The 13,520-nt window shown below is 48.2% G+C and carries 12 protein-coding genes and 1 tRNA gene; 2 read left to right on the forward strand and 11 right to left on the reverse strand.

Going from position 1 to position 13,520, the window contains the following annotated elements; translation table 11 throughout:
- Nucleotides 1-123 precede the first annotated feature (123 nt).
- On the reverse strand, nt 124-498 hold the full coding sequence (locus ACO0LL_RS20755; RefSeq protein ID WP_422952719.1) for a hypothetical protein: 375 nt from the start codon (nt 496-498) through the stop codon (nt 124-126).
- Nucleotides 499-683: 185 nt separating this feature from the next.
- Here ACO0LL_RS20755 and ACO0LL_RS20760 point away from each other — a divergent pair, with 185 nt between their 5' ends.
- Nucleotides 684-1,439 (forward strand): ATP-grasp domain-containing protein, encoded by a 756-nt coding sequence (locus tag ACO0LL_RS20760; protein ID WP_422952720.1) that lies wholly within the window; start codon nt 684-686, stop codon nt 1,437-1,439.
- 40 nt (nt 1,440-1,479) lie between these two features.
- On the opposite strand, the gene ACO0LL_RS20765 is transcribed toward ACO0LL_RS20760, so the two are convergent.
- From ACO0LL_RS20765 to ACO0LL_RS20795, 7 genes are all read right to left on the reverse strand, one after another.
- A complete protein-coding gene (locus ACO0LL_RS20765; RefSeq protein WP_422952721.1) occupies nt 1,480-2,271 on the reverse strand; it encodes a hypothetical protein in 792 nt (263 codons plus the stop codon).
- Between the two features lie 153 nt (nt 2,272-2,424).
- Nucleotides 2,425-2,934 (reverse strand): DUF2867 domain-containing protein, encoded by a 510-nt coding sequence (locus ACO0LL_RS20770; protein ID WP_422952722.1) that lies wholly within the window; start codon nt 2,932-2,934, stop codon nt 2,425-2,427.
- Entirely contained in the window at nt 2,931-3,326 is a 396-nt protein-coding gene (locus ACO0LL_RS20775; protein ID WP_422952723.1) for a DUF6463 family protein, read from the reverse strand. Before ACO0LL_RS20775 ends, ACO0LL_RS20770 begins: the two co-directional genes overlap by 4 nt.
- A complete protein-coding gene (locus tag ACO0LL_RS20780) occupies nt 3,310-4,662 on the reverse strand; it encodes an ABC1 kinase family protein (protein WP_422952724.1) in 1,353 nt (450 codons plus the stop codon). The genes ACO0LL_RS20775 and ACO0LL_RS20780 overlap by 17 nt, the downstream gene beginning before the upstream one ends.
- Nucleotides 4,659-5,402: a TetR family transcriptional regulator gene (locus tag ACO0LL_RS20785; protein ID WP_422952725.1), complete on the reverse strand. Its 744-nt coding sequence runs from the start codon at nt 5,400-5,402 to the stop codon at nt 4,659-4,661. Before ACO0LL_RS20785 ends, ACO0LL_RS20780 begins: the two co-directional genes overlap by 4 nt.
- A gap of 476 nt (nt 5,403-5,878) precedes the next feature.
- Nucleotides 5,879-8,137, reverse strand: coding sequence for a helicase C-terminal domain-containing protein (locus ACO0LL_RS20790; protein ID WP_422952726.1), 2,259 nt, complete (start codon nt 8,135-8,137; stop codon nt 5,879-5,881).
- Entirely contained in the window at nt 8,134-9,798 is a 1,665-nt protein-coding gene (locus tag ACO0LL_RS20795) for a VRR-NUC domain-containing protein (RefSeq protein WP_422952727.1), read from the reverse strand. Before ACO0LL_RS20795 ends, ACO0LL_RS20790 begins: the two co-directional genes overlap by 4 nt.
- Nucleotides 9,799-10,090: 292 nt before the next feature.
- On the opposite strand from ACO0LL_RS20795, the gene ACO0LL_RS20800 reads away from it, so the two are divergent.
- Complete coding sequence (locus tag ACO0LL_RS20800) at nt 10,091-10,456, forward strand: hypothetical protein (RefSeq protein ID WP_110257271.1); 366 nt, start codon at nt 10,091-10,093, stop codon at nt 10,454-10,456.
- A gap of 387 nt (nt 10,457-10,843) precedes the next feature.
- On the opposite strand, the gene ACO0LL_RS20805 is transcribed toward ACO0LL_RS20800, so the two are convergent.
- The 3 genes from ACO0LL_RS20805 to ACO0LL_RS20815 all read right to left on the reverse strand — a co-directional run bounded on the left by ACO0LL_RS20805 (nt 10,844) and on the right by ACO0LL_RS20815 (nt 13,463).
- Nucleotides 10,844-11,548, reverse strand: coding sequence for a hypothetical protein (locus tag ACO0LL_RS20805; RefSeq protein ID WP_422952728.1), 705 nt, complete (start codon nt 11,546-11,548; stop codon nt 10,844-10,846).
- On the reverse strand, nt 11,545-12,834 hold the full coding sequence (locus ACO0LL_RS20810) for a hypothetical protein (RefSeq protein ID WP_422952729.1): 1,290 nt from the start codon (nt 12,832-12,834) through the stop codon (nt 11,545-11,547). Before ACO0LL_RS20810 ends, ACO0LL_RS20805 begins: the two co-directional genes overlap by 4 nt.
- A 544-nt stretch (nt 12,835-13,378) precedes the next feature.
- Nucleotides 13,379-13,463, reverse strand: a tRNA-Leu gene (locus ACO0LL_RS20815).
- Nucleotides 13,464-13,520: the final 57 nt, after the last annotated feature.

Below are 13,520 nucleotides of genomic sequence, written 5' to 3' on the forward strand. Positions count from 1 at the left end.
TAGCAGCGCAGGCTAGATAAAAATGCCAGTGTACCCTGTTGGCGGGATGCGGGTGAGGCGGGCTTTGTATCGATTTGCTACAGTCCCGCCGCTTTAGCTGCGCTGCTCACAATTCGCAGGCGGTCAGGGTTTTCCCACTTCTTCAATCTTGAATACCATCGTGCGCTCAGAAGCATTCCCATTTTTACTTTCTATTGGAGCCGACATCATGATGGCATAGTTTTTTCCCGCTTCCAGATTACGTGCCAATACCACATCTTCCAGGCTGTGCGAAATGCCACTGCGATACCTGAAGGTAAATTTATGCACGCCCGCAGGCAAAAATACCTGATGCAAGGTGGCATTGGATGCGCCTGAGTTGGGCAAGAATGCCTTGTTATCAATCTCATTGACTTTAAGTGCATGAGAAAATTTGATACTTGCCATTTGTTGCGGAGCATCAGTTTCTAAAACTCCCAGATAATAACGGTTGCCACTTGCGCAGGCGCTGATAGTCATTGCCAATAAGGCTGTTGAAATAATCTTTATTTTTGATAAATTCATTTTTGCCTGACTTCTTTTATTTATGTTTTCTATTCGTCTGGATTTACATCACAAATTAGCTATGTTATTGATAATGGTAGCATTGCCATGTTTGCTGCTCCAGCTTTTTGAACTTGCAAGGCAATTTTATAGGGATGACCATGCATTGGGTAATACAACGCAGTATTTTTAAGCCGAGCAATTATGATTTGTTATTACAGGCGCTTGATAGCTTGAACGTTGCTTACACAAGCGTGACGATCAAACCAGGTACTTACGATTTGGAGCCGGATGTCAACCCGACTGGAAAAGTCTATGTTTGCGGCGCTATCAAACTCGCCAAAATAGCGAATGAGCGTGGCTGGCTACCTGGCAGTTTATTAAATGAAAATTTCAACTTCAATGTCTGGCAACAGCATTTGGGCACAGAGCTGCTTAACCATGCTGTGGACACCGGTAAGTTGGCAGATATTGATACAGCCCGGTATGAGCAATTCTTTATCCGCCCCATGGAAGACAATAAAGCTTTCGATGGCACAGTCATTGATAACGAAATGCTGGCCGACTGGCGCAGCGATCCGGTAAAAAGCAAGTTATTGGAACTGGATGTCATGGTATCTCCAGTCAAGGATATTTATCGCGAATACCGTTTGTTTGTGGTGAATGGCAGGGTTGTCACAGGTTCGCTCTACAAAATGGCTGGCAGGCCGCAAGTGTCTGCTGACCTGGACGATGAAGTGCTGGCCTACGCACAAACCATTATCAGCAAGTGGACGCCAGCTCAGGCTTTTGTCATGGATGTCTGCTTGTCTGAAGATGGCTATAAGGTGATTGAGTTTAACAACATCAATAGTTCTGGTTTTTATGCCAGCGACGTGTTGAAGTATGTTGATGCGATACAGCAGGCATTTTCTTAGTTGAGATTTTTTAGCTGAGCAGTGCCTCGGTGGATGGGTTTCAACTACCACAGCCACCACCACAGCCACCACCGCAACTGCTGCCACAGCTTGATCCGCCGCCATCGCAGCCACCCGAGTCGCCGCTGCTGCTGCCGCAACTGCTACCGCCGCCGCAGGATGATCCTGTATTCGCAGCTTGCGCCTGTTTTTTGATCATTTCTTCATAGGCCAGGGTAGTGATCAGGCCAGCGGCCAGCAACTGGGCTGCCCCAAAGCTCTCCGGGTAAGTCGATTTACCTTCACCCGTACCCCGCGCATTCATGTTTTGGAAACCGATGCGGCTGGTGGTGGCAAAGTAAGCATAACCATGCGGCATGTGCAGCTTGCTGTCGAGTGCAAACAGGCGAGGCAGGGCGGGTTTGCCAGGCCAGATACCATCTACCCTTTGCGCTGTCACCAGGCAGTTGGCCAGCGCCGCATCCATGTCGGAAGCCATGTTCTCTGCTTCTACATGCGGTATGGTGCTGCCAAAATGTTTGCAGCAGAAATTGTCTAGGCTGATCGATGACCAGCTGTTCCAGGCATGCCAGACTGAATCGGCGGCTTTTGAAGGCAGGGCACAAGCCTGCTTGCTGCGGCTGACGCAACTGAAAAACATCATCAGCCCCTCTGCCGCGCGGGCAAAAAAAACGGCATCACTAGGGATGCCGGGGAATTCATACTTCGCTTTTGCCTGCCAGTGCAGGAACACTGCATTCGGTATCTCGACCAGTTGACGCCTGTAATCGGAATATTGAACAATATTTTTTGCCCGCATCATCTGGTATTTTTGTTTTAATTTACTTAGCATCGTCTTTAATCTCCTTTTCTCTTTTGTTTTAGTGATTTCATCTTAGAAGAGATTTATGACAAATGGATGACAAAAATGATGAGGGAAAACACGTATACAGTTTATCTGTTAAATCAAGCAAGATGATATCTCGAGCCCTCGCTAATACCACCCTCAGGCTCTGGCCAATACCGCCGGGGCAATCACCTTGTGTGCCGGCCCCACGAACAACATATATGCCCGCCCCAGGTTATTGTGTACATGCACCACGGTGGTGACTGCAATGAAGGGCTGACCATCCCGGGTTTGCTTGCTGACCGATACCTTGACATCAAGATGCTTGTCAGAATCACAGAGTATGACTTCGTCATCAGATTTATACACCAGAGAAAATATTCCAGCCCTGTCGCCTACTTTGTAGGCTTCTGCGGTTTTGCTCTTGTTCAGCGCCTTCATCCCACCCAGATTTTTCAGGCCAAATAAACCAACCACTCGGTTACGCACACCCATCAATGCATTGACCCAGGCGGGTGTTTTTGCGAAGGTATCCATATAGATTTGCATCGCACTCAATTTTGTGTGATCAAAAGGTGTTTGATAGCAATCATAAAAGTAAGCGCCCGGCACATCTTCAGCGATCTTGCTATTGGCTGGCACTGCAGTTTCTGTGATTTTGTTTTTCATGCTATTTGCCTTTGCCCTGCGCCTGGGCGCAAATTCATCAATGCAATCGCTGCAGGCATGGCCAGCCAGAAACCTGACACCGGCATCAGTATTACGCCCAGGATGGAGCACAGTAATATCCCCAGGCCCATCATGCCCGCTTCAGTAAAGTCAGTTTTTTGTTCAAGGCTATTGATGCAGATACCCAATAGAAAGAGCGGGCCACCAAACAGCAGGAACCATGTCGCCGCTGATCGTAAAGGATCACGATTTACTGTATTGAACACGCCACGCTCCAGCATGCCAACAAAGACTTGGCCGTAAATCAAAAATGCCACTATCGTATGCAGCGCAGCAACGATAATCAGATAACGGCCTATCCAGATTGTGCGGTTTTTAGTTGGTGTTGACATGAACGGCTCCTTGCCTGGTCCAGGCTATTTCTGTATTGACGACAGCCCCCATTTTCCTCAGCATATTCATCAGGCCAAGATAGGCACGGTCAAAGTAGGGCACATCCTCATGCCAGCCTTGCAGTACGCCAGACAGCAATTTGTTGTGTTCTGCATTCATGTTTTTTGGATAGCCAGATTTATTACTAAAGTCAAACTCGCTGGTTTGAAATGGCTCCATCTTCCACGCATGCAAATCAGCCAGTGCTGGCATGATGCTGCCATCGAATTCATCTTGCGTGACTGTATCTGCAAACAAACCCAGATCTATGTAGGCCTGGCGCAAAAGACGGTTGCGCACGGCTTCATCTGTCATTAACAGCGCACGCCAGCTACGTGCCGTCGCATCACAAAATTGGTAAGAAACTTTATTCGTACAACCAAAATCCAGTACTGCCAGTTGCCCATCCGGCATGAATAAAAAATTGCCAGGATGCGGGTCTGCATGCAAGCGCCCCAGTTCACATCCACTGAACCAAAACCAGTCAAACAGCAGTTGCCCAAAGTGATTGCGCTGCGCCTGATCGGGTGTTGTCGCCAGCCATGCATCAAGGTGCAGGCCGTCGATTTTTTCCATCGTCAATACCCGCTTGCTTGACATATCATTCAGGCATTTCGGAATGATGATGCCGGGCAGGTTCACGCGGGCATGAAACCAGTTCAGTTGCATGGCCTCGTGCTCATAATCGAGCTCTTCGCCCATCTTCACTTCCAGCTCGTTCATGAAGCGATCGATGACATCTTTGCGCGGCAGCATGGTAGAGCCTATCGCCATGGTCTGGAAAATCCCACGCAACATGCGTAAATCACTGCCTATGGCAACGGCTATGCCAGGGTATTGCACTTTTACCGCGAGTTGTTTTCCATCGGCCATTTGGGCATGATGCACTTGCCCCAGGCTGGCTGCAGCAAAGGCGTGCGCATCAAATTGTGAATACAGATGCTCTGGTGCCTTGCCAAATTCACGCTGGAAAACTTTATGGATCAATGCACGGTTCAGCGGTGTGACCTGGTGGCAGCCTTTCGCCAGTTCACGGCGTATGCCTTCCGGGAGAAAATCTGCTTCCATGCTCAACAGTTGCGATACCTTCAGCGCACTGCCTTTTAACTGGTTCAGTGCCTTGAACAGTATGCGGCCCAGCTCAGCTTCATGTTTTTCTTGCGCAGCCTGTTTGTCATCATCGCTGCGTAGCATTTGCCGCGCCTTGTGTCCCAGCTTGCTGGCACCAGCCTGCGCCAGAGCGAGGCCAGTAATTGCAGTTCTGCCCAGTTTGCTGGCAGGTGGTGCCTTGTTCATCGTGCATCCCCCAGGCCACGTCCCAATCCATTCTGCATGAGCTTGAACATGTCCAGCAAACCAGAACCATTTTGCATGAGGCGCGACAACTGGTTACGCAGCATGAAGCTGGCAAGCTCTGACACTTTATTGACGATGCCACTCTTCAAAGCCACAACCATGATCGCCAGCGTCAAATCCACCAGCTGCGTAGTATTCGAGAACTCTTCCGATTCATCCTTGAGCCAGTAAGCAATCACGGCGAACAGATAATCACCAAACAAACCACCGATCAGGTTCTTGAAATCGCAAGGCGAGATATCACCGCGTTGTTCTGCCTCGTCCAAAAAGCCCACGATAGCCTGCTTCAGGGTTTGCTGGCCTGGCATATTGTCACGCATCATCAAGAGAGGAGACTTGCCAAAGATATCGCGCGTGATGGCAACAAATTCACGGTCACCGAGCAAGAGTTCAAGCAGGGAGTCGACCAGCCTTTGCAATTTTTCTTGCAAAGTGAACTCTTCCCAGCCCGGCGTTTCCTGCGCTATTTCCAGCGTGATTTCTATGCACAGCTCGTAGTAAGCGAGCAGGATTTTTTCCTTGCTGGGGAAGTACTTGTAAATCGTCGCATCCCCTATACCCGCCTCACGGGCAATCTGCTTCATGGTGGCGGCGTCATAGCCTTTTTCCGTAATCAGATCAACGGCAGTACGTATCAGAGTGCGCCGGGTTTGCTCTTGCTGAGACTTGGAAGTTTTCATAATCGAGACGAACTTCTATAAAAATGGTGATTGAGTTCCGTTAATATATACATTGTTTCTTTAAATAACAAGGTTTACTTGTTTAATGGAGTGTTTGTGTTGATTGGATGGGTGGAGGTGAGCGGAGTGTAGGTTGGGCTACGGGGTATCAGCCCAACACTGGGCCTCCGCAAACGTATACGTTATTTAAACACCGAGTGTTGGGCTGGTAAACCGTAGCCCAACCTACGGGACTGGCCTCCTGCCTGCGCAGGCAGGAGGCTACCGGGCTGGCGCTCCAGTGGCGTTTATCGATAACAGGTGAATTATTTGAAAGGGCGCAACCAAGTTTGTAGGCGTAGGTTGGGCTACGCTTCATCAGCCCAACACTGTGCCTTTGCAAACGTATACGTTATTTAAACGCCGAGTGTTGGGCCGGGCTTCGCTAGGCTGATACCCCGTAGCCCAACCTACGGGAGGGCAAAAATACAATTGCCTCAATCAACCACCCACCACCCCGGCAACAAAGCCCGCACATCGCCCCGCCCAAACCGGTCATCAATCAAATACACCACACCCTTATCGTCCGTCTGCCGTATCACCCGCCCTGCAGCCTGCACCACCTTTTGTAAGCCAGGATAAAGATAAGCATAGTCATACCCCGCGCCAAAAATCTTATCCATGCGCAGCTTGATCTGTTCATTGATGGGGTTCAGTTGTGGCAGACCCAACGTCGCGATAAACGCACCTATCAGGCGAGCACCCGGCAAATCTATGCCTTCACCAAATGAACCACCGAGAACAGCAAAAGCTATCCCCTGACTATCCTCAGTAAATTGCGCCAGGAACTCTTCACGATCCGCTTCATTCATACGCCGGGTTTGCAAACGCACAGGAATATTAGGATATGCATTAGTAAAGCTGCTGCTGACCTGCTCAAGATAATCAAAGCTGCTAAAGAAGGCCAGATAATTACCTGGCTGTGCATGATACTGCCGCGCCATCAAGGCAACGATAGGCGCAACAGAACGCGCGCGGTCGGCATAGCGGGTAGATACACTATCCACTACGTGTACTTGCAACTGATCAGCAGAGAAGGGTGATTCCACATCCACCCAGGCCGTGCCATCTGGCATGCCTAGCGTATCGCAATAATAATTCCAGGGGCTGAGCGTGGCTGAGAACAGCGCTGTCGTATGACTGGCCGCAAAACGTGGCGTCAAAAAAGCCGCTGGCACGATATTGCGTATGCAGAGCGTGGATGTGCCATGCGCTTTGCTGACATCGAATATCGAATGATCCGCAAAGCTTTCTGCCAGGCGGTTGAACAGCAAGGCATCCAGATAAAACTGCTGCAAATCTGGCGCTAACTGGCTGGGGTTGTCAGCAAAGTAAAGACCAATTTCTGTGCATAGCCGCGTCAATGCTGCCAGAAGTTTTTCTGGTATCCCGGTATGGGGCTGGTAATCAGTTTCCTGCTCTTTTTCCAGTTGCAGCCATGCGCGATACAAACTATCCAAAGTTTTTTTGAGCGCTGGCGGTGGTGACTTGCGCAAGCGTTTCAGGCTATCACGCTGCAGCTCTGCACTATACATCTGGCGGGCCCGCGTCATCATATTGTGCGCCTCATCCACCAGCACGGCGACTCGCCAGTTATTTACTATGGTTAAGCCATGCAGCAAAGCATACAGATCAAAATAATAGTTATAGTCGCCTATGATGACATCGGCCCAGCGTGCCATTTCTATGCCCAGGTAATAAGGGCAAACCTGGTGAGCGAGAGCAACGCTGCGCAAGCCCTCCTTGTCCAGCAATTGCTGTTCAACAGCGGCCGCACGCGCAGCAGGCAGGCGGTCATAAAAACCTTTGGCAAGCGGACAGGCATCACCGTGACAAGCCGCTTCAGGGTATTCACATGCCTTGGTCTTGGCGGCCAGTTCCAGTGTGCGCAAGCCCAGGTTAGGCTTGCTGTTCTGGATATTGCTTAGCGCATGCAAAGCCAGTTGTCGCCCCGATGTTTTTGCTGCAAGATAAAAAATCTTGTCCAGCTTGTGTTCTGCCGTTGCTTTTAACAAGGGGAACAAACTGCCTATGGTCTTGCCTATGCCAGTCGGCGCTTGCGCCAGCAGGCAACAGCCGCGCTTGCTGGCCTTGTACATGGCTTCAGCCAACTGCCTTTGCCCCGGCCTGAATGTCGCATGTGGAAAGACCATGTCAGCCAAAGCCAGATCACGCGCAATGCGATGAGCCACTTCCTGCTCTGCCCAGGCAATAAAGCGCCCACACAGCAAGGCAAAAAAATCAGACAATTCAACAGCAGACAACTCTTGCTGCAACACTGTTTCTTTCTGGCTTTGTATATTGAAATACACCAGCGCCACGCTGATCTTTTGCAAGCCCAGCTTCTGACATAACAAATGCCCATACACCTTGGCTTGCGCCCAATGCAAATGCCTGTGATTTTCTGGCATGGCATGCAAATCACCCAGGTAGGTCTTGATTTCTTCTATCTGCTTCAAGTCAGGGTCATAACCGTCGGCGCGGCCACGCACATGCAAGCTGCCATGTTGACCTTCCAGTTTTACTTCGCGCTGGTAGCTGCTGCTTCTGCGCAAGGCCACCGTTGCATGCCCGGCCATGCCTTGCTCGGCAGTGGGCGAGGGGGTAAAGCGCAAATCCAGATCACCTTGTTTGGCTGTGAACTCGCACAGGGCACGCACGGCGACGGTATAGTTGGCTGAGCTTGTCGCACTCACTGCTCAACCTCTTGCCACTCAAGATAGCAAACAGCCACTGGCATATCATGCCTGGCACAAAAGTCCAACCAGCGTTTCTGGTTATCCTGCAGCTTGTCGCCTGGCCCTTTGACCTCTATCATCCTGTAGCGCTGCTCTTGCGGCCAAAACTGTATCAGGTCAGGAAAGCCATTGCGATTGGCGCGTATGTCGAGCAAGATACGCTCAAAACTATGCTTCAGATGATGTGGCGGTATGCACGCCAGCGCCATCTCCAGCAAGTCTTCAGACAACGTACTCCAAAACACAAAAGGCGATTGCAGGCCAGACTTGGCCGCATAAGTTTGCCGTATGGTCTGGTGATAAACACCCGACTCCAGTTGCGCAAAACAGGCCGCAAAATCATCTGCCCGCCGCGTTTGAAAATCGGCACTCAATAAATCCACAGGCTCACGTTGGAAAGGATGAAAAAAAGCCCCCGGTATCGCCTTGAAAATCACAGGCCAGCACAACAAACCAAACAGGGAATTGATAAGCGCATTCTCCACATAAAACACCGGCGCATCATCTGTATGCAAATGATCACGCACCACATACTCAACCACATAATCTTCTTGCGGGAAGGGCAGGCGCAAGGCCAGTTCTGTAGGTGATGTGCGGGCCGCTCTGGCAACTTTAGCCAGCCCAAGTTTACGACTGAGGCGTGGCGCGATACGCAACATCTGCTGATGTTCTGCCTCACTCTCAGGCGCTTGCTGTGCCAGCCTCAGCAAATCATAGGCAGCCTGTGTCTGTTCGCTTTTTTCCAGCACACGTATGGCCCGCAAGCGCGCTCCAGGGTAAGTGCAACCAGCATACACCTGCTGCGCCAGCGCCCAGTCCTTTTGCTTTTCCAGATGTTCACCAATCTGGTACAGCAAGCGGTTACGGCGGCTGGCCAGCCAGACATTGTCCAAGTCATGCAAACCAGCTAGTTGCGCCAGCACCTCAGGCACCGGCTGCTCTGCATGAAAAGCCTCACGACAGGCATACAAAGCCAGATAAGCATCAATGTCCGCACGACAGCCAAAGCCACGCGAGGCCGCAGAAAATTCCACCTTCTCATATTGAAAAATACCCAGGTCAGACAATACAAACTCAGACCAGTCCTGATACAGGTTACCAAAAAACAGCAGCCGCAAACGGTCACACAAATCCTTGTTCACAATCTGATAAGCCACATCGCCCACAGCACTGACAGCACCCGAGCACCACGCAGAAAAAGCCTGGCTAGCTATATACCGCAAGCTAAACAAGCCCAGTTGCTCAGCCTTGGGCAATTTCTTTTCGGCAGATGTCATCGCCAACACCAGCGCCAGTTCAGGCTTTTGCAGCAAATCAAACAAGCCCGCAATATCGAGCTCTGGATCAGCCTGCACCCAGCCCACATCCACCAGCGCCTGCATGGCCGCACAAGTCTCACCAATCTCGGTATACACCAGCTTGCTGGCCCTGAACACGCAACCCTTGCGCATCACCATCCGCACAAACAAAGCCCGCGACGCCTGCGGCAGGCTGCCAAACTGCGCAATAAATTCTTGTTCATCGCCAGCCAATAAATCCGCATAGCGCCCACCCACCCAGTCCAGCACGGCCTGGAAGTTTTCAAGGTAGTAAAAAGGATGATCCAGATTGGCAAGCATGAGGCAGGGGATAGCGTTTAAATAACTGTATATGCATACAGTTTAACGCAATGTAAGAGCCACAGTAAACCAACAAGCTAAATTGCAGGCTTAAGCGTTTACAATAACGGCTTGAAACTCCTTCCCCTTCAAGGGGATATTTGTGGGAATTCGCAAAACATGTTTTGCGCCACAAATATCTAAGCTGCATACTTGCAGCGCAGTGGAAGGCAGGGATGGGGATGGGTTTTCATCGCAGACCCAGTAGCAATTTAACCACTGAACCCCAACCAAACGCCAAAGAAGACAAAAAATGAACAAAGCCGAAGCCATCCAAATCGCCAACGATTCCCTGCAAGCCAACGTCCTCAACGAAGGCAACACCCAATTCTCCCAAGTCGTCCGCTACGGCAACGACGAAGGCTGGTGGCTCAACATCCCCCTGACCAACTTCAGAAAAGAAAACCACTTCCTCATCTGCAGCGAAAAAGCCAAAATCATCCGCCACCTGATGATCAAAGCCAACAACATCCTAAGCCCCGCCACCAAGTTCCGCGTTAAGGACGGCATCGCCGACATTTTCATCTCATCCGCCAACCCCAAGCGCCTGACTGATGTGCTGCAAGGCGGCAGCAAGTACAGTTTTAATAAGCATTTGGTGGATGAGCATAGGTATTGATAAACGGGAATTGCCATATCACTGAAAGCCAAGCAAGGTTATATTTTTAAGTAACCATTTCAGTCAATATAGGGCGTCAAACTACAAGCTGCATACAATAAGAGTGGTTACAATTTTTGTGTTGGCTTGTTACAGAATGGGTAAAAATTGTAAGCTAAGACTTTATTTAAACAACTCTATCCGGATTTTATGAGCCGGAATGTGAAGAGGGCCTTAGCCAAGAAGTGGGAAGTAGGCTAGGCAGACTGGGGTAATTCAACCAGTGACGACCCCGTCTATATCTTCTTAATACGAATACTATCTGTTTGTTTAAAATTTTAATTGTGGAATATTTTTTCGTTAAGTTTAAGTAAAAATTCGAGCTTTAAGTCAATTTTTTTTGAGAAGTTATCTCATGAATTGAGGAATGCCCATGCCAACTTCTACATAGCGGTCCACTAATAATTCCAACAATCCACTTCCATTTACGCAGTCCTCCAAATCATTACGGCTCAGCGAAATGATGAATTTTCCTTGGACCGCAAGTAGATGTAATAAATGTGTGGTGTTTGCTCCCGGCCCTTTTCTTGCAATTCCTTTTTTCGAAATCAAGATGCCAACTGAAGCTGAGTTATTTCCAAGTATCGTCGCTAGTTTCTCAACCCAATCCACGCTTACCCCTTTGTCATGAAATTTGCATTCGCAAATGATTCGATCTCCCCACTTTCGAATACTTGGGACAATACTTGCATTTGGCTGCAATGTTACAAGAACGTCGATCTGATTAACATCTGTGAAAACATTGTGTTTGGCCTTGAAACAAGTTAGGCCTTGAAGTAATTCAGTAGTCAATTCTTCAAATTTTTTCCCTTTACGCCCAGACTTGTCTGCTTGAAATTGCTTATTGCTCAATGGTTTATGCGCATCTTTATCAAAAATTTCTGCATCAATAGCATCCAATTCTGAAAGTAATTTTTTTACTTTTATACGATCAGTGCGATCTAAGTGCGCCCAAATTGCTTTATTGTCGATACCGTTCGTAGAAAGATAGCTGACAACACTATCAACTGTCGTTACTGTGTTGAGTGCAGTGGTGTTGGGCATTGTAGTCATTTGCCCTCCGCTTGTTTTACGAAGGCGACTTCGACGTTCTTGCCGTCGGTTGTATCTATGGTCTCTTCAAATTCTGTGGTAACTTCATGAGGAACGTCTGATAGAGACTCTCGCCAGTGATTTGTCATGTTATGTAGATTCGCATTTGTTCGAATTCTAAATCGCATGGCCACCTTATTTGCAGAGGTTTGCTCTAACAGGAAACTGAGAGTGTCTTCATATGGTGCTATGGCGCGTTGCATCAGCTCAAACGGTGTAAATACGTTTGTTCCCATATCGTCAAGAGCTAGAGAAATACTCTCTCTGACCTTGGCGTAAGATATCTCGCTGAATTCAACCAATCGGCGAACTATCTGATCTGAGCCTTCCACGGATCGCATTGGTGATCCTTTCCAGAGAAAATAAATCTCGGGCGTGGTAGGTGTAAAGTCAATTCTTGTATGAACGTGAAGATTTTTCCATCGTAAAGTAATATTTTCAGCAGCCCATTTTTCCATCACCTCAGAAGGCTGATTACTCTTAAACGCCGTTTTGAACATTTCCTCAAACGAAGGAGCGTCATCGCCCTCGAACGTTTCAATTAGTACGCGGCCGCCACCGACTCTGGAAACATTCTTGCCTTGTACTACTTCATCAGGATACTTAGAAAGCAATCTGTTGACCGCTTCTTTTAATGCTAAACCCTTAACCGGAGTTTCAAGTTTTTGAGTTATAAAATCTCGAATTGACTCTGCAATGGAAATGTAATTTATTCGTTCAGTCTTTGGTACTTCTCGAGACTGTTCAAATCCGTTAAATCTGACTTCAACTATGCCTAAGTCTAGTTTGATGGCAACTACAACTGCATGGCGAAAGGTTACCGTTTGAAGCTTAAAAGTGTCTTGACCCGTTGATACTGGAATTTTATTCATTACTGAGTGCGCCAACCTTAGGGTTGGATATGGCTGGATATGAGAGCCAACCACATATAAATCCAAATCCGTACTCTCAACTTTTACTGGAAAATTTGTGTCATTGAGTAAGGCAGACAGCAAGTCTTGCTTACAGTTTTTTCGCTCGAATGCGAATAAATAAATATGCTTGAATGCTTGAGTCGCTTCTAATTTACCAATGAGAGTCTGCAACTCGACCGAGTCTATTTGTTCACTCAATTTTTCAATTAGCTCTACCTTTGAGCGCGGAACATTTTCTGGACTTTTGAAGAACGAAATATAAAGTTCCCTTAGCTGCGTAGCTTGAAATTCTTCAAGCGGAGGGAGTTCGATCTTGCCGTGACTAAGTAACATAGTTTGGCTCATAGAGATGTAAAAGGAGCTTCAGTTTTAAACGTTTATATATCGTCATTAATTATATCCCTTTGTAACAATTTAGTCTTGATAGACACGTTGTTGTTTTTTAATTTTATTCAAGGGGCAAGATTGCTTCGGTGAGCAAATGATGAGCCGTTTTACTGACTAAAATCATAATGAGGTGCAGCATGAGAAACAATAATTTGGCAAGCGTTGCCCGTTTATTTTGCTTGAAGTTAGCACCCTTAGGCCTTCAACTTATTTGGGCGAAAATAAACCAGCCGATTTTTATTTTAATGTTTTGCCTGTCACTGTTTCGTGGAGGCTTTAATATCGCCCATGGGCGTATACCACGACTCTTTAGAAAGTCGTGCGACTACTTGACTTTTGTTCGCTATAGTAATTTTTGTAATGAGTATAGCGCTTGAAGTGCGAAAGCTATTGTTTATATCAAGAATGCGAGTGCGCATTTGAGTGTATTGAAAATGCATGGCGTAAAAACCAAAAAAGCCCTTGAATAATCAAGAGCTTAATCAGTGTTTGGTGCCGAGAGCCGGAATCGAACCGGCACGCCTTGCGGCGCGGGATTTTGAGTCCCGTGCGTCTACCTATTCCGCCATCTCGGCAACGCAGAACGAAATTATGACAGAGCTGTCAAAATTTTGCAAGCGGACTGCTGCTTT

This window comes from Undibacterium sp. TC4M20W, from assembly GCF_049340245.1.
Taxonomy (GTDB): Bacteria; Pseudomonadota; Gammaproteobacteria; order Burkholderiales; family Burkholderiaceae_D; genus Undibacterium.

Coding starts and splice junctions, on each gene's coding strand:
- ACO0LL_RS20760 (WP_422952720.1), top strand. CDS start 684: ATGCATTGGGTAATACAACGCAGTATTTTTAAGCCGAGCAATTATGAT.
- ACO0LL_RS20755 (WP_422952719.1), bottom strand. CDS start 498: ATGACTATCAGCGCCTGCGCAAGTGGCAACCGTTATTATCTGGGAGTT.
- ACO0LL_RS20800 (WP_110257271.1), top strand. CDS start 10,091: ATGAACAAAGCCGAAGCCATCCAAATCGCCAACGATTCCCTGCAAGCC.
- ACO0LL_RS20795 (WP_422952727.1), bottom strand. CDS start 9,798: ATGCTTGCCAATCTGGATCATCCTTTTTACTACCTTGAAAACTTCCAG.
- ACO0LL_RS20775 (WP_422952723.1), bottom strand. CDS start 3,326: ATGTCAACACCAACTAAAAACCGCACAATCTGGATAGGCCGTTATCTG.
- ACO0LL_RS20765 (WP_422952721.1), bottom strand. CDS start 2,271: ATGCTAAGTAAATTAAAACAAAAATACCAGATGATGCGGGCAAAAAAT.
- ACO0LL_RS20770 (WP_422952722.1), bottom strand. CDS start 2,934: ATGAAAAACAAAATCACAGAAACTGCAGTGCCAGCCAATAGCAAGATC.
- ACO0LL_RS20785 (WP_422952725.1), bottom strand. CDS start 5,402: ATGAAAACTTCCAAGTCTCAGCAAGAGCAAACCCGGCGCACTCTGATA.
- ACO0LL_RS20780 (WP_422952724.1), bottom strand. CDS start 4,662: ATGAACAAGGCACCACCTGCCAGCAAACTGGGCAGAACTGCAATTACT.
- ACO0LL_RS20805 (WP_422952728.1), bottom strand. CDS start 11,548: ATGACTACAATGCCCAACACCACTGCACTCAACACAGTAACGACAGTT.
- ACO0LL_RS20810 (WP_422952729.1), bottom strand. CDS start 12,834: ATGTTACTTAGTCACGGCAAGATCGAACTCCCTCCGCTTGAAGAATTT.